The sequence below is a fragment of the Aggregatibacter valvarum genome, assembly GCF_980468985.1.
Window position 1 is genome coordinate 411,760 of record NZ_OZ413141.1, and the last position, 16,496, is coordinate 428,255.

General features: G+C 42.4%; 14 protein-coding genes. 9 read left to right on the plus strand and 5 right to left on the minus strand.

The annotated features are described in order from the left end of the window. Window positions 1-3 precede the first annotated feature (3 nt). Window positions 4-3,093, minus strand: coding sequence for a D-2-hydroxyglutarate dehydrogenase YdiJ (gene ydiJ / locus AC30SF_RS01915; protein ID WP_489607387.1), 3,090 nt, complete (start codon window positions 3,091-3,093; stop codon window positions 4-6). Window positions 3,094-3,515: 422 nt separating this feature from the next. On the opposite strand from ydiJ, the gene ompA reads away from it, so the two are divergent. The 7 genes from ompA to tsf all read left to right on the plus strand — a co-directional run bounded on the left by ompA (window position 3,516) and on the right by tsf (window position 8,925). Beyond that, complete coding sequence (ompA, locus tag AC30SF_RS01920) at window positions 3,516-4,568, plus strand: porin OmpA (protein ID WP_290521199.1); 1,053 nt, start codon at window positions 3,516-3,518, stop codon at window positions 4,566-4,568. Between the two features lie 100 nt (window positions 4,569-4,668). After that, the gene (locus AC30SF_RS01925; RefSeq protein WP_489607388.1) at window positions 4,669-5,250 is read left to right on the plus strand and encodes a LemA family protein; all 582 of its coding nucleotides are present in this window, start codon (window positions 4,669-4,671) and stop codon (window positions 5,248-5,250) included. Between the two features lie 21 nt (window positions 5,251-5,271). After that, on the plus strand, window positions 5,272-5,721 hold the full coding sequence (locus AC30SF_RS01930; RefSeq protein WP_489607389.1) for a TPM domain-containing protein: 450 nt from the start codon (window positions 5,272-5,274) through the stop codon (window positions 5,719-5,721). Next, window positions 5,714-6,517, plus strand: coding sequence for a TPM domain-containing protein (locus AC30SF_RS01935; protein ID WP_489607390.1), 804 nt, complete (start codon window positions 5,714-5,716; stop codon window positions 6,515-6,517). Before AC30SF_RS01930 ends, AC30SF_RS01935 begins: the two co-directional genes overlap by 8 nt. Window positions 6,518-6,598: 81 nt before the next feature. Further along, window positions 6,599-6,928, plus strand: coding sequence for a Grx4 family monothiol glutaredoxin (gene grxD / locus AC30SF_RS01940; protein ID WP_033002458.1), 330 nt, complete (start codon window positions 6,599-6,601; stop codon window positions 6,926-6,928). Window positions 6,929-7,212: 284 nt separating this feature from the next. Next, the gene (rpsB, locus tag AC30SF_RS01945) at window positions 7,213-7,935 is read left to right on the plus strand and encodes a 30S ribosomal protein S2 (RefSeq protein ID WP_048750720.1); all 723 of its coding nucleotides are present in this window, start codon (window positions 7,213-7,215) and stop codon (window positions 7,933-7,935) included. A 141-nt stretch (window positions 7,936-8,076) separates the two neighbouring features. Beyond that, window positions 8,077-8,925, plus strand: a complete 849-nt coding sequence (tsf, locus tag AC30SF_RS01950) for a translation elongation factor Ts (protein ID WP_109128854.1) — start codon at window positions 8,077-8,079, stop codon at window positions 8,923-8,925. Window positions 8,926-9,098: 173 nt separating this feature from the next. Here the strand turns inward: tsf and AC30SF_RS01955 are convergent, their stop codons facing one another. Further along, a complete protein-coding gene (locus AC30SF_RS01955) occupies window positions 9,099-9,431 on the minus strand; it encodes a YegP family protein (protein ID WP_021615773.1) in 333 nt (110 codons plus the stop codon). 196 nt (window positions 9,432-9,627) lie between these two features. Between AC30SF_RS01955 and manA the strand changes: the two genes are divergently transcribed. Both manA and ycaO read left to right on the plus strand, forming a co-directional pair. After that, window positions 9,628-10,830, plus strand: coding sequence for a mannose-6-phosphate isomerase, class I (gene manA / locus AC30SF_RS01960; RefSeq protein WP_489608299.1), 1,203 nt, complete (start codon window positions 9,628-9,630; stop codon window positions 10,828-10,830). Window positions 10,831-10,904: 74 nt separating this feature from the next. Beyond that, window positions 10,905-12,668, plus strand: coding sequence for a 30S ribosomal protein S12 methylthiotransferase accessory factor YcaO (gene ycaO / locus AC30SF_RS01965; RefSeq protein ID WP_489607391.1), 1,764 nt, complete (start codon window positions 10,905-10,907; stop codon window positions 12,666-12,668). A gap of 105 nt (window positions 12,669-12,773) precedes the next feature. On the opposite strand, the gene AC30SF_RS01970 is transcribed toward ycaO, so the two are convergent. The 3 genes from AC30SF_RS01970 to AC30SF_RS01980 all read right to left on the minus strand — a co-directional run bounded on the left by AC30SF_RS01970 (window position 12,774) and on the right by AC30SF_RS01980 (window position 16,482). Further along, a complete protein-coding gene (locus tag AC30SF_RS01970) occupies window positions 12,774-14,159 on the minus strand; it encodes a Do family serine endopeptidase (RefSeq protein WP_314401400.1) in 1,386 nt (461 codons plus the stop codon). A gap of 182 nt (window positions 14,160-14,341) precedes the next feature. Next, entirely contained in the window at window positions 14,342-15,472 is a 1,131-nt protein-coding gene (gene nrdB / locus AC30SF_RS01975; protein ID WP_005700384.1) for a class Ia ribonucleoside-diphosphate reductase subunit beta, read from the minus strand. 155 nt (window positions 15,473-15,627) lie between these two features. Next, window positions 15,628-16,482 carry a toll/interleukin-1 receptor domain-containing protein gene (locus AC30SF_RS01980; protein ID WP_489607392.1) on the minus strand — a complete coding sequence of 285 codons (855 nt, stop codon included), beginning with the start codon at window positions 16,480-16,482 and terminating at the stop codon, window positions 15,628-15,630. Between the last annotated feature and the right edge of the window lie 14 nt (window positions 16,483-16,496).

Sequence of the window (16,496 nt, forward strand, 5' to 3'; positions counted from 1 at the left end):
TTGCTATTTCAATAAAGTTAATAAGGCTTGTACAGGGTGTTTCGGCTGATAATGGGCGAAACGCTTCACTTGGCTACGACAGGAATACCCGGTGGCTAAGCAGAAGTTCAGATCTTTATTTTGCAGCTTTTTCTCCCATGAGGCTTCATAAATGGCTTTCGACATTTCAATATGCTGGGTTTCGTGCCCGAAAGTGCCTGCCATGCCGCAACAGCCGACACTTTCAACCTGCAACTGCTGGTCGAAGGCGGCAAAAATGTGTTGCCATTCTTTGCTACTGTTTGGCATCGCTGTCATTTCCGTACAATGCGGGAATAAATACCATTGATGCGGCTCAAAAGTGCGGTCGGTTTTTTCGGTGTTTTGCGCGAATAGCAAGGTGCCGTTATCCAGCTGTTGTTTCAGCCATTCGTGTGCTGTGAGTACATGGAAATCACCGCGTTCGGCACCGAGAATTTCTTGATATTCATCTCGATAAGACAACACAATGGCGGGATCCACACCGACCAAAGGCATTCCCAGTTTTGCTATACGATTAAGGAAGTCCGCCTGATTTTTTGCGGTTTTTGCAAAACGGGTTAAAAAGCCCTTAATGTGTTGTGCTTTGCCGTTCGGTTTAAATGGCAATACCACCGGCTTAAAGCCAAGTTTTTGGGTTAACGCCACAAAATCGGCAACGACTTTGGCATCATAATAAGAAGTGAAAGGATCTTGTACGATAAGCAAAACACCTTGTTTTTCTACCGCACTTAAGCGTTCTAATTGCTCTAATGACGCGTTTTGATGACCAAGTTGAATGAGTTGTTGTTGCAGATTGGGTGTCGAGAGCAAGGGTAAATCCGTCATGCCTAAACATTTTTCTGCCACTTTTTGACTAAGTTTAGTTGCTGTAAAATAATTGAAGAGTTTCGCTTGTTTTGCCATTAGCGGCGCAACGTATTCCACATTGGACACTACATAATCTTTGATAGGGCGCAGATAACGCTGGTGGTAAAAATGGAAGAATTTGGCGCGGAAGCTCGGCACGTCGATTTTAATCGGGCATTGGCTAGCGCAGGCTTTACACGCCAGACAAGTGTCCATTGCCGCTTTCACTTCATGAGAAAAATCGTATTCGCCACGGCGTTTTTGGTAGCTGTTTTGGATTTTATGCACAATATCCGTGAGTTTTACCGTGGACTGTTTGAAATCCAATTGCGCCGGGGTAACTTGCTCGTTCGCTAATAAACGCAACCATTCACGCACCATGGCGGCACGGCCTTTCGGTGAAAAAACGCGATTTTTACTCACTTTCATAGACGGGCACATGGTGCTGTGGACATCAAAGTTAAAGCATAGCCCGTTACCGTTACAATTCATGGCTCCGATAAATTCTTCTTTCATTTGAACGGGAATTTGGCGATCGAGGTCGGCTCGCATTGGCGATAAAATCGAATAAAGCTCTTGTTCGCTGTTTAACGGCGTGCAGATTTTTCCTGGATTGAGGCGATTTTGTGGGTCAAATAAGAATTTGATGTACCGTAATTCACGCCATAATTCGGGTGTAAAGAATTTTTCGCCGTATTGCGAGCGCATTCCTTTACCATGTTCGCCCCAAATTAAACCGCCGTATTTGCGAGTGAGTTCCGCCACCTCATCGGAAATCTGTTTGAATAATTTAACTTGCTCTAAATCGCATAAATCTAATGCAGGACGAACGTGTAACACGCCTGCATCCACATGGCCGAACATGCCGTATTGCAGATGATGGCTATCTAATAAAGCGCGAAACTCGGTAATGTAATCCGCTAAATTTTCCGGCGGTACACAAGTGTCTTCCACAAAAGGAATGGGTTTTGCCGCGCCTTTTGCATTGCCAAGTAGTCCTACGGCTTTTTTCCTCATGGCATAAATACGTTCAATGGACGGCAAATGATCGCAAACTTGATAGCCGATAATATGATCTTTTCCCTCGGCAATTTTTTGATCCAATTGTGCACATAACTGCGCCACTTGTTTTTCAATTAATGCCTGATTATTGCCGGCATATTCCACTATATTTAAGCCAAGAATCGGATGTTGTGCGTCTTCTGTTAACAGTTCTTTGACGGAGTGCCAAATAATGTCTTGTTTTGCCAAATTCAGCACTTTGGAATCCACGGTTTCTACGGAAAGTGCATTGGCTTTGACCATAAAAGGCGCGTTGCGCAATGCCGCATCAAAAGAATTGTATTTAATGTTAATTAATGTGCGATGTTGTGGCAGCGGCATTAAATCCAACGTGGCTTCGCAAATAAAAGCAAGTGAGCCTTCAGAACCTGTCAAAATGCGGGTTAAATTGAATTCGCTTAAATCATCGTTAAACACATTTTTTAAATCGTAACCGGTCAGAAAACGGTTCAATTGGGGTAAATCATTCAGAATTTGTGCGCGGTTGTCTTTGCAACGTTGAAAAATCTCTTGATGGATTTTTTTCACGTTGGCAGAGAGAGAGCTTTCTTCTGTATAGCGAAAAACGTCGTCAGATTTGACCGCACTTGTCTCTAAAATTTCGCCATTGATGAGTACGGCGCGTAAACCGAGCACGTGGTCGGAGGTTTTTCCGTATTGTAAAGATCCTTGCCCTGACGCATCTGTATTGATCATTCCGCCTAAAGTGGCGCGGTTACTGGTGGAGAGTTCCGGCGAGAAAAATAAACCGTGCGGCTTTAGAAATTGATTAAGCTGATCTTTCACCACGCCGGCTTGCACGCGTACCCAACGTTCTTTTACGTTGAGTTCTAAAATCTTTGTCATGTGGCGGGAGAGATCAACAATAATATTGTTATTGATGGATTGCCCGTTCGTACCGGTGCCGCCACCACGTGGTGTAAACGTCAGCGAAAGGTATTTTTCCTGTTGTGCGAGTTTTGTTAGGCGTACCACATCGGCAACGCTTTTCGGAAATAAAATCGCTTGCGGAAGTTGTTGGTAAACGCTGTTGTCGGTGGCGAGGCTGAGACGATCAGCATAGTTTGAGGCAATGTCTCCTTCAAAATGTTGCAATCGTAGCGCATCTAAATAATCACTGACTAATGGAGAAAGTTGAGGGATATTGGTTAAGCGGGGTAGCATGTTGCACCACTCTTCAGTTAAGGTTAAAGACGTAAAAAGTTGTGAGAGTGTAACATATAAGCGAGGAGACTCGGCACGATATTTATCAGATAAAATTAGAAAAGTGATTAAAAATTGTCAGCAAAAAACGCTTTTTTGTTCAAAAAATAAGCAAAAGAATGGTCGGTGATTTGATTTTCCATTTTTTAGGTAGGATAATACGCGCACTTTTGGACAGTCCTCCACATAGGATATGAATTTGCCAAAAGACAGGGTAGAGCAAATTTGCTCTATTGATGTAATATCTTTGCCTTGAGATGACTTTTTAGATCGAACAGGTTAAGATAGCAGGTAACACAATTCCTTTGTGTTGGTTTTCAGCTACATCAGCTGATACTTGTTTTAATTTAAAATAGATGACTACATTTAAGAGGATCATCAAAATGAAAAAAACTGCAATCGCATTAGCTATCGCTGGTTTAGCAGCAGCAACTGTAGCACAAGCTGCACCACAAGCTAACACTTTCTATACTGGCGCAAAAGCCGGTTGGACTTCTTCTCACAACGGTTTCACTCAATGGCGTAACCAAGGTAAAGATGTTAACCGTCACTCTGTAAACTACGGTGTGTTCGGTGGCTATCAAATTACTGATAATTTAGCTGCAGAGCTTGGTTATGAGTATTTTGGTGGTTCTAAAGTAAAAGACAATGAGTCCACATCTAAACATACTGCACACGGTACTACTTTAGCGCTTAAAGCAAGCTATCCTGTGTTAGCCGACTTAGACGTTTATGGTCGTGTTGGGGCTGCATTAATTCGTAGTGACTATAAAGAAACTTTCAACGATGGTCATAAAGAGAAAGCTCACAACTTCAAAGTATCTCCGGTTTTAGCAGCAGGTGTTGAATACGCAATTCTTCCAGAATTAGCAGCACGTTTAGAATATCAATGGACTGCTCGTGTAGGTAACTATGGTAAAGCTCAAGTGAAAAATGGACCGGCACCACGTGAACGTGACACAGAGTTCTCTCCAAACATGGGTACTGTTGCTTTAGGCTTATCTTACCGTTTCGGTCAAGGTCAAGCTCCTATGCCGGCACCTGAAGCGAAAGTGGTAAACAAAACTTTCAACTTGAACTCTGATGTGACTTTCGCATTCGGCAAAGCTGACTTAAAACCACAAGCTCGTGGCGTATTAGACGGCATCTATGGCGAAATCGCACAAGTTAACAATGCGAACGTTAAAGTTGCAGGTTACACAGACCGTATCGGTTCTGATGCTTACAACCAAAAATTATCTCAAAAACGTGCTGAAAGCGTTGCTAATTACTTAGTATCTAAAGGCGTTTCTCAACACGCTATTTCTGCAACCGGTTATGGTAAAGCAAACCCAGTTACCGGTAACAAATGTGACGCAGTTAAAGGCCGTAAAGCGCTTATCGCTTGCTTAGCTGATGACCGTCGTGTAGAAATCGCAGTTAGCGGTTCTAAATAATTGACTTTTTGTTAATTATTTTTAAATAGATAAAAAAGACCTAAACCTATGTTTAGGTCTTTTGTTTTTTAGCTAAGTTTAATGATTGTAAGGGAAAAACATGAAAAAATGGCTTGTTCTGATTATTGTTGCCGTTGTTGCGGCGATGACCTTAATTCCAAGTTATAACGGCTTGGTTGCCGCGGAAGAGCAAATTAATTCGGTGTGGGCAAATGTTGAATCGACTTATCAACGTCGTTCTGATTTGATTCCAAATTTAGTGAATACTGTGAAAGGTCAGGCAAACTTTGAAAAAGAAACCTTGACCAGTGTTGTTGAAGCGCGTGCGAAAGCCACGCAAACCAAAATCGATCCGTCTAATTTAACGGAAGAGCAATTAACCCAATTCCAACAAAACCAAAATGCGGTGGGTTCTGCGTTGTCCCGCTTATTGGTCAGCGTAGAGAATTATCCTGAATTGCGTGCGAACGAAGGCTTTATGAACTTACAAGCGCAATTAGAAGGCACCGAAAATCGCATTAACGTGGCGCGTAATAAATTCAATGAGGCAGCGCGTGAATACAACCAAAAAATTCGTACTTTCCCAACCAAAGTAGTGGCGATGATTTTTGGTTTCAAAGAAAAACCTTACTTCAAATCTGTTGCGGGTGCTGAAAATGCGCCGACAGTGAATTTTAATTAAACGGACAACAAGGTGGCGACTATGCCATTATTTGCAAAAATTCCGATAGATAAAAAACAGCTTGAGGCGGCAATTGCCCGCCTTGAGCAACAGACTTCCGCTGAATTTCGGATTTTTATCGAACGAAAAATACCGTCAAAACCGACCGCACTTTCTGCTTATGAGCGTGCATTGGGTGTTTTTTCACAACTAGAAATGCACCAAACAGCAGCGCGTAATGGCGTATTGATTTATATTGCCTATGATGATCGTCAATGTGCGATTATTGGGGACATTGGTATTCATCAGTATGTGGGGGATGACTTTTGGCAAACAGAATGTGTCCGTATGATTACGCATTTTAAACAAAAGCACTATACGGAAGGCATTCTGGTTTCAATGGAGCAAATCGGTGAGCAGTTGATTCGGTATTTTCCGGTTCAACCGGACGATCAAAATGAACTGGATAACGAGGTGATCATTCATGATTAAGCGCGTATTGGGTTTATTGAGCTTAAAAAGTGCGGTCATTTTTCTCGGTGTTTTTATGGCAGCGACAGTTTCTGCTGTTACCTTTCCTGATTCCCCGAAACCTTTCCGTTATGTGAACGACTACACGAAAACGTTATCAGCAAAAGAGTTGGACGCATTAGAAGCGAAGTTGGCAGCCTATGGCAAAGAAACCAGTTCGCAAATTGCGGTGGTGATTGTGCCGACGACCGGTGAATATGAGGTTTCTCAATATGCCTTTGAATTAGGCGATAAATGGGGAATCGGGCGGAAAAATCTGAATAACGGTGTGTTGTTACTCATTGCCAAAGACGATCGCAAATTATTTATTGCGGTGGGACAGGGCTTGCAAGGCGTGTTGACCGATGCCCTTGCATCACAAATTATTCGTAACCAAATTCGCCCTTATTTCCGTAACGAGCAGTATGCCCAAGGTATTGATAACGGCTTGGATTATATTATTGCTGCCACCAAAGGCGAATTTGCGGCAAAAGTGGAAGAGGAAAAGGATTTCGGGGATGTTGTGCCCTTTATCATGCTCGCGCTGTTTATTTTGATTGTGGTGATAGCGGAGGTTAACAGTCGTCGCGCTTACGTCAGTCCAACGAATAACCATGTCTTGAATGAAATATTGCGCCAATCCATGTCAGATCGTCGCCGTCATGGCAGAGGCGGTGGCGGTTTCGGTGGCTTTGGTGGGGGCGGTTTTGGCGGTGGCTCCGGTGGAGGTTTCGGCGGAGGCGGTTTTGATGGCGGTGGGGCTGGCGGTAGCTGGTAATACCCTTTTGGATTTATTGGTCGGGCACATTGTTTGTGATACAATGCGCGCGTTTTCTCTTCAATGCATATAAGGAACATTATGGAAACGTTAGATAAAATCAAAAAACAGATTAGCGAAAATCCGATTCTGATTTACATGAAAGGCTCGCCAAAATTCCCTTCTTGCGGTTTCTCTGCGCGTGCGGTGGAAGCCTTAATTAACTGTGGCGTGCCATTCGGTTATGTGGATATTTTGCAACATCCGGATATTCGTGCCGAGTTACCGGCTTACGCCAATTGGCCGACATTCCCACAATTATGGGTAGAAGGCGAACTTGTTGGCGGTTGTGATATCGTATTGGAAATGTATCAACAAGGTGAACTCAAAACCTTATTAGAAGAAGTCGCTGCAAGACATCCACAAGCGTAAAATGTTTTCTAAAAAAAACCGCACTTTGGTTTTCTCAAGTGCGGTTTTTTTGTGAGTTAATTCCTTGTAAATTGTTTTAATAAAACGATGAAAAATCGAAATCTACTGGAAACCAATCGCACTTTATGATATAAAGCACGGCGTTATTTTGCTGTTTAAAAGTAACGTTTATTTTTTAATCAATTTACTAAAACACACACATATCAGAAAGGCTAAATCGGGGTGCCAAACGGTCGATTGGCTGGATATGTGGAGGCTAAACCCCAAACAAAAGGAAAATTATTATGGCACAAGTTTCTATGCGCGATATGCTTCAAGCAGGCGTTCACTTCGGTCACCAAACTCGTTACTGGAATCCAAAAATGAAACCATTCATTTTCGGACCACGCAACGGCGTTCATATCATCAACCTTGAAAAAACCGTTCCAATGTTCAACGCAGCATTAGCTGAGTTAACCCGCATTGCGAGCAACAACGGTAAAGTATTATTCGTTGGTACTAAACGCGCAGCGACCGATGCCGTGCAAGCTGCCGCATTAGACTGTCAACAATACTATGTAAACCACCGTTGGTTAGGCGGTATGTTGACCAACTGGAAAACAGTTCGTCAATCCATCAAACGTTTAAAAGATTTAGAAACGCAATCTCAAGACGGCACTTTCGACAAATTAACCAAAAAAGAAGCGTTAATGCGTACCCGTGAGATGGAAAAACTTGAATTAAGCCTTGGCGGTATCAAAGAGATGGGTGGTCTTCCGGATGCATTATTCGTTATCGGTGCAGACCACGAACATATCGCAGTGAAAGAAGCAAACAACTTGGGTATTCCGGTATTTGCTATCGTTGATACTAACTCTAGCCCGGACGGCGTAGATTTCGTTATCCCGGGTAACGATGACGCAGCACGTGCAATTCAACTTTATCTTTCTTCTGCTGTTGCAGCGATCAAAGAAGGTCGTGGTAACGAAGCAGCGGTTGCTGAAGAATTAGCGCAAGCCGCAGAATAATTCAAGCGATTGCGATAAGGCGTAAGCCCTTATTAATCAGACGATTAATTAATGAGCAGGGGGCTAAATAGCTCCCTGTATTTTTTAGAGCTAAAAGTGCGGTCTTTTTCCACCGCACTTTAACCGACAGAGGATTTTAAAATGGCTGAAATCACAGCATCATTAGTAAAAGAACTGCGTGAACGTACCGGCGCAGGCATGATGGAATGTAAAAAAGCATTAGTTGAAGCAAACGGCGACATCGAATTAGCCATCGACAACATGCGTAAATCCGGTCAAGCAAAAGCGGCGAAAAAAGCAGGCCGTGTTGCAGCTGAAGGTGTTATCCTTGCTCGCGTACAAAATGGTTTCGGTGTATTAGTTGAAATGAACTGTGAAACTGACTTCGTCGCAAAAGATGCCGGTTTCTTAGGTTTAGCCAACGAAGTGGCAGACTACGCAGCAGCACACAAAGGTGCAACTATCGAACAACTTCAAGCCCAATTTGAAGAAAAACGTGCAGCATTAGTGGCGAAAATCGGTGAAAACATGACCATCCGTCGTGTTGCTTACATCGAAGGCGATGTTGTCGGCTCTTACTTACACGGCGCGAAAATTGGTGTATTAGTGGCAGGTAAAGGCGCAGATGATGAATTGTTAAAACACATTGCAATGCACGTTGCAGCAAGCCGTCCAGACTACGTTAACCCAAGTGATGTTCCGGCTGATGTGGTTGAACATGAGCGTAACATCCAAGTGGATATCGCAATGCAATCCGGTAAACCACGTGAAATCGCAGAAAAAATGGTTGAAGGCCGCATGAAGAAATTCACTGGCGAAGTTTCTTTAACCGGTCAACCATTCGTGATGGATCCATCTAAATCCGTTGGCGATTTGTTAAAAGAAAAAGGTGCTGAAATCTCTAACTTCATCCGCTTAGAAGTGGGCGAAGGTATCGAGAAAGTAGAAACCGACTTTGCAGCAGAAGTTGCTGCTATGTCTAAAGCGTAATAGATAATTTAAGTCAAAAATCGCAATAACTCATCTGCGCCTAAACGTGGGATAAAACACCGACAAATTTAGGCGCAGATTTTTTATGAAAACGCTCTAACTCCTTCCACCTTTTACAAAGCCTAAAGATCGGCATCGAAAATGCCGATAAGCGGAGAGTAAGAAAAAGCAGGTTAAATTTCTTTGATCACTTCAGTAGATGCATTATTCATCACCGATTCCATGCCTTTTTGCGCGGCAGCCTGTGATGAATAATATTGACTACGACCGATTTCTTGGTGATTCGCCGCTTTCAACACAAAATACGGTTGATCACTTTTTGTCATGCGAAACTCAAAATTTTTCTCATCTACGCCATTTTTTTGGACGGAAGCAATACCGTTTTGTGCAGCGGCTTTCGTTTTGTAAAGTTCACTGGTTAAGATCACTTGTCCGTTAGTAGCGATTAAATTGAACATAAATTGACCGTCTTTGGCTGTTTTTAATTCATAATGTCCTTGTGCCATGTTTACACCTCTTGTTAAGTTAATGTGTTTCGTTATCTAAAATTTCATAAAATAAACGCGATAATCGTGATTAAAAAGAAATTTTAGATAGGGCTAAATGTATAAAAAAAGCCTGTATATCGCAACAGCTAAGCGGAAGAATATGCTAAAATGTCGCCTTTATTTTAGGCAAATCAACGCTAAACGAGAATACATGATGGCAGGCATTTATCCCCTGAACGGGAGTCTTCAATATTACGCGTGGGGTGGTAACCAATATCTTCCAGACTTCTTGCATATTACAAAAACGCAAGCGCATTATGCCGAATATTGGCTCGGCGCACACCCTTCTTCGCCATCACAGTTAATCACCGACAATCGCGAACTGTCGTTACTGGATTTTTTACAACAAAATCCCACCGCACTTGGCCGCCAAAGCCGTCAATTATTGGGTAACAATTTGCCTTATTTACTGAAAATTTTAGACGTTGCCAATCCCCTTTCCATCCAGTTACACCCAACCAAAGAACAAGCAGAAATCGGCTTTGCGCAAGAAAATGCGGCAGGCATTGCGTTAAACGATCCCAAACGCACTTATAAAGATGATAACCATAAGCCGGAAATGATGATTGCTTTGTCCAATTTTTGGCTTTTACATGGTTTTAAATGCAAAGCCGACATTCTTGATACGCTACGCCAACGCCCATCACTTGCGGAACTGGCAACAAAATTGGCCTCACAGAGTTTAGCGGATTTTTATGCGGATATTATGTTGGCAAAACAGGAACAGCTGGCACAATGGCTGTTGCCGATCATTGATGCGCAACAAAAGGCTTATGAGCAAAACCAGCTTGCCATGCAAAATCCGGATTACTGGGTGCTCTACACATTACATGCCATGAAGATTTCCCGAGACCGGTTAGATGCCGGCTTAATGAGTTTCTACTTGTTTAATCTGGTTAATTTGCAGGTCGGCGAAGGGATTTTCCAAGCCGCCGGCGTGCCGCACGCTTATTTACGCGGACAAAATATTGAACTGATGGCCTGTTCCGACAATGTCATTCGTGGCGGTTTAACGCCGAAACACGTTGATATCGAACAATTGCTGAAAATCATTGATTGTAGCGAAATCGTCCCTCAAATCATCGCGCCGGCACCTCAAAATCAGGTTTACACCTACCCGACGCCCATTGCCGATTTTGCTTTGAGCAATATGCCTTATGCTAAAAACACCGAGATTTCCGACCGCACTTTAAACGGCACGATTCTCTTAGTCATGGCAGGCGAAATCACCTTGGAAACCACACAACAAAAACTCACGTTGAAACAAGGACAAGCGGCGTTCATTGAAGCAGATACAGACTATCGCGTGAATGGCATGCAAGAAGGCTATGCCGTGCTGGCCGGATTACCGATTTAACATCGTTTTCATGAAAGAAATACTTAACAACGATTTTTATGATCTCTGATTACATCACAAAAATAGGAACAACAATGACTCAACAAACGTTTATTCCCGGCAAAGATGCCGCTCTTGAGGAAAGTATTGAAAAATTCCAGCAAAAACTGACCGCACTTGGCTTTAATATTGAAGAAGCCTCGTGGTTAAACCCGGTGCCGAACGTGTGGTCGGTACACATCCGTGATAAAGACTGCCCACAGTGTTTCTCTAACGGCAAAGGCGCCAGTAAGAAAGCCGCGTTAGCGTCAGCACTCGGCGAATATTTTGAACGTCTTTCCACTAACTATTTCTGGACGGATTTCTATTTAGGACAAGACATTGCCAATGGCGATTTTGTGCACTATCCGAACGAAAAATGGTTTCCGATTGAAGACGAGGCGTTGTTGCCACAAGGCATTTTAGACGATCGTTTATTCGAACATTTCGATCCAAATCAGGAGCTGACACCAGAACTTTTGGTAGATTTGCAATCAGGCAACTATGAGCGTGGCATTGTTGCTTTGCCTTATGTGCGTCAATCAGACCAGCAAACGGTTTATATTCCACAAAGTATCATTTCTAATCTCTACGTCTCCAACGGGATGTCCGCCGGCAACAGCCAATTTGAAGCGCGCGTACAGGGATTATCGGAAGTGTTTGAGCGCTATGTGAAAAATAAAATCATCGCAGAAGCCATTAGTTTGCCATTAATTCCGCAAGAGGTGATGGCACGTTATCCATCGATTCAAGCCGCGATTGACAAGCTGGAACAGGAAGGCTTCCCGATTTTGGCATATGATGCTTCTCTTGGTGGTAAATACCCGGTGATTTGCGTCATTTTGCTTAACCCAACCAACGGCACTTGCTTTGCCTCTTTCGGGGCACATCCAAAATTCCAAGTGGCATTAGAGCGCACCGTGACTGAACTGCTGCAAGGTCGTAGCTTAAAAGATTTGGATGTTTTTTCTCCGCCATCCTTCAACAATGACGATGTTGCCGAACACGCCAATTTGGAAACCCATTTTATTGATTCCAGCGGTTTAATTTCATGGGATTTATTCAAAGATACACCGGATTATGAGTTCGCCGATTGGAATTTCTCCGGCAAAGATACCCATGAAGAATACAACAATCTGATGGCGATTTTCCGTGCAGAAAAGAAAGACGTTTACATCATGGACTACAACCACTTAGGTGTTTATGCCTGTCGCATTATCGTGCCGGGCATGTCCGATATTTATCCGGCAGACGACTTAATTTACGCCAACAGCAACATGGGCATGGACTGGCGCGAAATCTTGTTAGATTTACCGCACTTCCACCACGACCCAGAAACCTACCAAGAATTATTGGATGAACTGGATGAGCAAGGCATTGACGATGCTACCCGCGTACGCGAATTTATCGGCATCGTGGCACTGAAAGCCAGTGGTTGGACAACCTTACGCATTGGTGAATTAAAATCCATGCTTTATCTTGCCTTGGGCGACTTGGAAATGGCTCTAGATTGGGCGAACTGGACCTATAACATGAACAGTTCCGTGTTCACGGCAGAACGTGCCAACTATTATCGCTGCTTAATCAATAGCCTTGAATTGTTTATGGATAGCCAACGTGATCCACAGCAATATCGCATGGTGTTCGAAAAAATGTATGGCAAAGACGCCGTGGCATTTGCGTGGGGCGCGATTCAAGGTGGCAATCCGTTCTATAACCTGCCTGCCAGTGATGAAACTCTTGCAAACTTTAGCGAACATCAAAAATTATTGGCGGCTTATGCGAAATTGCAGAAGGCAAAACGTGAAAATTGGCAGTAAAGTGCGGTGGGAAAATCCCGTGGATTTTAAACGTTGGCTTTGCTAAGGTTTTTTAATGCGATTTTAAAGGGCGAAGAGATTCGCCCTTTATTTATGGAAATGAGATTATTGAACCAGTAAATAGAAGTTACTGTCACCGCGAATAATATTTAAGGCGATGGCCGATGGCTTACTCTCTAAAATTTTGCGTAACTGACCTAAGTTTTCAACTTTCTGACGGTTAATCCCAATGATCACATCACCGGATTTCAATCCGCGTTGTTCCGCAAGGGAATTTGGTTTGATTTTGGTGATAGCAACACCTTTCATACCTTTTTCGTCATAGTTGTTTAATTCCGCACCGTCTAACGCCGGTAATAATCCATTGGCGCGTGTTTGCGTTTGGTCATCTGATTGAAGCGTCACTTTGGTGTTATTTGATTTACCGTCACGCAAATAAGTTAAATCAATTTCTTTGCCTGCACCAGATGTGGCGATTTTGGCACGCATTTCAGCAAAGCTGGAAATGGCTTGACCATTTATCGCGGTAATCACATCACCGGCTTTGAGGCCGGCTTTATCGGCAGCAGAACCCGGCATCACTTCACTAATAAAAGCGCCTTTCTTCGCTTCAATATCAAACGCTTGCGCTAAATCTGCATTTAATTCGCCGCCCTTAATGCCGAGCATACCACGGCGCACTTCACCAAATTCAATAATTTGTTGTACTAAATTATTGGCCATATTGCTTGGAATCGCAAAGGCAATACCGGCATTACCGCCGCTTGGGGAAAGAATGGCGGTGTTGATGCCGATTAATTCACCGTTTAAGTTAATTAGCGGACCACCGGAGTTACCACGATTAACCGCTGCATCGGTTTGAATGTAGTTTTCATAGGTGCCACTATCGGATCCCATGGAACGACCCAATGCGGATACAATACCGGAAGTCACGGTTTGACCTAAACCGAACGGGTTACCGATAGCCACGGTGAAATCGCCTACACGTAATTTGTCGGAATCCGCGAGTTTAAGTGCGGTCAGATTTTTAGGTTTTTCCACTTGAATGAGTGCCACATCAGACATTTCATCGGCACCAATGACTTTGGCTTTGAATTCACGACCGTCATGGAGCTGAACAGTAATTTTATCTGCATCTTTAATCACGTGATTATTGGTTAACACATAACCTTTTTCGGCATTAATAATCGCGCCTGAGCCAAGGCCCTTAAAGTTGCGTGGTGCGCGATCACGATCGAACATATCCGGACCAAAAAAGAATTTAAATTCTTCCGGAATGTCGTCATCCATTTGAGCAGCATTGCTTTTTTGTTTGCCTTCCACAGAAATGGACACCACCGAAGGCAACACTTTTTCTAACATGGGCGCCAAACTTGGCATAACTTGACCGGCAGATATTTCTGTTGGGGTTTCTGCCACGCTCATCATCGGGGCAGTTAATACGCTTAATCCGAGTGCAATACTAGTTAAAACAAAATTGCGTTTTTTCATTTAATTTTCTCCAATTAAAAACAAGTAACACGAAATCTCATCGAGTTTCGGTAATGCTTATGACAAATAAATGGCTTGAATGTTCTGCAATTTTGGGAGCGAATAAATAAAAAAGTGCGGTGGAATTTATCGGCATTTAAAAACACTCGAAAAATCCACCGCACTTTTAGCGACATCAAAGATTATAGATCGAAATCGTCGAAATCTTTTGTATCCACTTTGGAGTCAATTTGACCCACAAGATAAGAACTTACTTCCACTTCTTGTGGCGCCACTTGCACGTTGTCGGAAACCAACCAGGCGTTGATCCAAGGAATCGGGTTAGAACGCGCTTGGAACGGCAATGGCAAACCAACCGCCTGCATACGGATATTGGTGATGTATTCCACGTATTGCACCAAAATGTCTCTGTTCAAACCGATCATGGAACCGTCTTTGAACAAATAATCCGCCCAGTCTTTTTCTTGTTCTGCTGCCGCTAAGAATAAATCGTAAGCTTCTTGTTTACATTCTTCTGCAATTTCAGCCATTTCAGGATCGTCTTGACCTGCTGCCATGATGTTTAAAATGTGCTGCGTACCGGTTAAGTGCAACGCTTCATCACGAGCGATGAATTTAATGATTTTCGCATTACCTTCCATTAATTGACGCTCTGCAAAGGCAAAAGAACACGCGAAAGACACATAGAAACGAATGGCTTCAAGCGCGTTCACGCTCATTAAGCAAAGGTAAAGTTGTTTTTTCAAATTACGCAATGTGACGACACATTCTTTGCCATCCACGGTGTAAGTGCCTTCGCCGTACAGGCTGTAAAGTTGGCTGTCGCGGATTAAATCATCGTAGTAAGAAGAAATATCGCGCGCGCGTTTGATGATTTCTTCGTTAGTCACGATGTCGTCAAACACGATAGACGGATCGTTCACAATATTACGAATAATGTGGGTGTAAGAACGGGAGTGGATGGTTTCTGAGAACGTCCAAGTTTCAATCCAAGTTTCTAATTCGGGAATCGACACCAATGGCAACAACGCCACGTTCGGGCTGCGACCTTGAATGGAATCCAACAAGGTTTGATATTTTAAGTTGCTGATGAAAATGTGCTTTTCATGTTCAGGCAACGCCGCATAGTCGATACGGTCTTGCGACACATCCACTTCTTCCGGACGCCAGAAGAAGGAAAGTTGTTTTTCAATGAGCTTTTCAAAGGTCTCATATTTTTGTTGGTCGTAACGGGCAACGTTAACGTTTTGACCGAAGAACATCGGTTCTTTTAATTGGTCGTTTTTGTTTTGTGAGAAAGTGGTGTATGCCATTTTTTTGTCCTTTAATCTTATGAGTAAAGTGCGGTCAGTTTTTAAAATGTTTTTTCATGCAGGCGCAAGCGTCTTCACTTGTGCCTTTAGTTTATTTACTTAGCACAAGCGTGGACGCTTGCGCTATCAGGGAGTATGCCATTTTATACTCCAGCCTATTTATATCTTATTTCACCCACTTGAAGAGGAAGTGCGTCTATTATATGTCCTAAGGCAGACAAATCACTATTAACATTTTTCCAAACATAATGTCTTAAAAGTTGTGGAATGTTATGACTAGCATTATTAAAAACTAATGTAATAATCTTAAAGTTAGGATCTTCCATAGCTCTGTTTTTAGCATAATCAATCTCATCTGATAGGTATTGCTCATCTTCATAATTATCTGTAATAAAAAATATTGCAGCGCAAGATTCTTGCATGCCCTTTAAGAGGGATCTATTTAATTTATCTCCGGCTTTAAGCTGTTCTTCATCTAGCCATGGGGAAAAACCTAGTTTTTGAAGAATATCCTTAAACTCTCTTACATTGGATTTATCTTTACTTTTGTGGCTGAGAAATATTTTCATTGGTAATAATCCTATATATTGTTTATGTGTTTCACAAATTATTTTTATTTCGGTAGATAAGTTGCTTAAATCCCTACATAAAATAAATATGCCATCATCAAGACTTAAATTAAGATTGGAATAAAAATATTTTCTGACTTGTTCAATATTATTAGAGGTTATTTCGTTAAAACCTATGTCATTTGGCGATAGTTGATCATAGCTGAATAAGGAAACACTAGAAAATGGCGAGTTTTTATATAAAAAAACAACATATTTACTACCTAAATCAATAGACTGGGAGTTACTAATTCCATTTATTATTGGCCATCTTCGAGAATGGTTTGGATAATTTTCATTAATGAACTGTTTATATACATCAAGAATTACATCATTCCATTGAATATCTTCTTTATTTTTGTAGTGAAAAGTTGCATTTTCTAGATAGTTATTAATATTCATTGGTAGTTTTCCTA

What these genes read in the sequence shown, in the direction of transcription:
- ydiJ (WP_489607387.1), bottom strand. Translation starts at nt 3,093, where the DNA reads ATGCTACCCCGCTTAACCAATATCCCTCAACTTTCTCCATTAGTCAGT.
- ompA (WP_290521199.1), top strand. Translation starts at nt 3,516, where the DNA reads ATGAAAAAAACTGCAATCGCATTAGCTATCGCTGGTTTAGCAGCAGCA.
- AC30SF_RS01925 (WP_489607388.1), top strand. Translation starts at nt 4,669, where the DNA reads ATGAAAAAATGGCTTGTTCTGATTATTGTTGCCGTTGTTGCGGCGATG.
- AC30SF_RS01930 (WP_489607389.1), top strand. Translation starts at nt 5,272, where the DNA reads ATGCCATTATTTGCAAAAATTCCGATAGATAAAAAACAGCTTGAGGCG.
- AC30SF_RS01935 (WP_489607390.1), top strand. Translation starts at nt 5,714, where the DNA reads ATGATTAAGCGCGTATTGGGTTTATTGAGCTTAAAAAGTGCGGTCATT.
- grxD (WP_033002458.1), top strand. Translation starts at nt 6,599, where the DNA reads ATGGAAACGTTAGATAAAATCAAAAAACAGATTAGCGAAAATCCGATT.
- rpsB (WP_048750720.1), top strand. Translation starts at nt 7,213, where the DNA reads ATGGCACAAGTTTCTATGCGCGATATGCTTCAAGCAGGCGTTCACTTC.
- tsf (WP_109128854.1), top strand. Translation starts at nt 8,077, where the DNA reads ATGGCTGAAATCACAGCATCATTAGTAAAAGAACTGCGTGAACGTACC.
- AC30SF_RS01955 (WP_021615773.1), bottom strand. Translation starts at nt 9,431, where the DNA reads ATGGCACAAGGACATTATGAATTAAAAACAGCCAAAGACGGTCAATTT.
- manA (WP_489608299.1), top strand. Translation starts at nt 9,628, where the DNA reads ATGGCAGGCATTTATCCCCTGAACGGGAGTCTTCAATATTACGCGTGG.
- ycaO (WP_489607391.1), top strand. Translation starts at nt 10,905, where the DNA reads ATGACTCAACAAACGTTTATTCCCGGCAAAGATGCCGCTCTTGAGGAA.
- AC30SF_RS01970 (WP_314401400.1), bottom strand. Translation starts at nt 14,159, where the DNA reads ATGAAAAAACGCAATTTTGTTTTAACTAGTATTGCACTCGGATTAAGC.
- nrdB (WP_005700384.1), bottom strand. Translation starts at nt 15,472, where the DNA reads ATGGCATACACCACTTTCTCACAAAACAAAAACGACCAATTAAAAGAA.
- AC30SF_RS01980 (WP_489607392.1), bottom strand. Translation starts at nt 16,482, where the DNA reads ATGAATATTAATAACTATCTAGAAAATGCAACTTTTCACTACAAAAAT.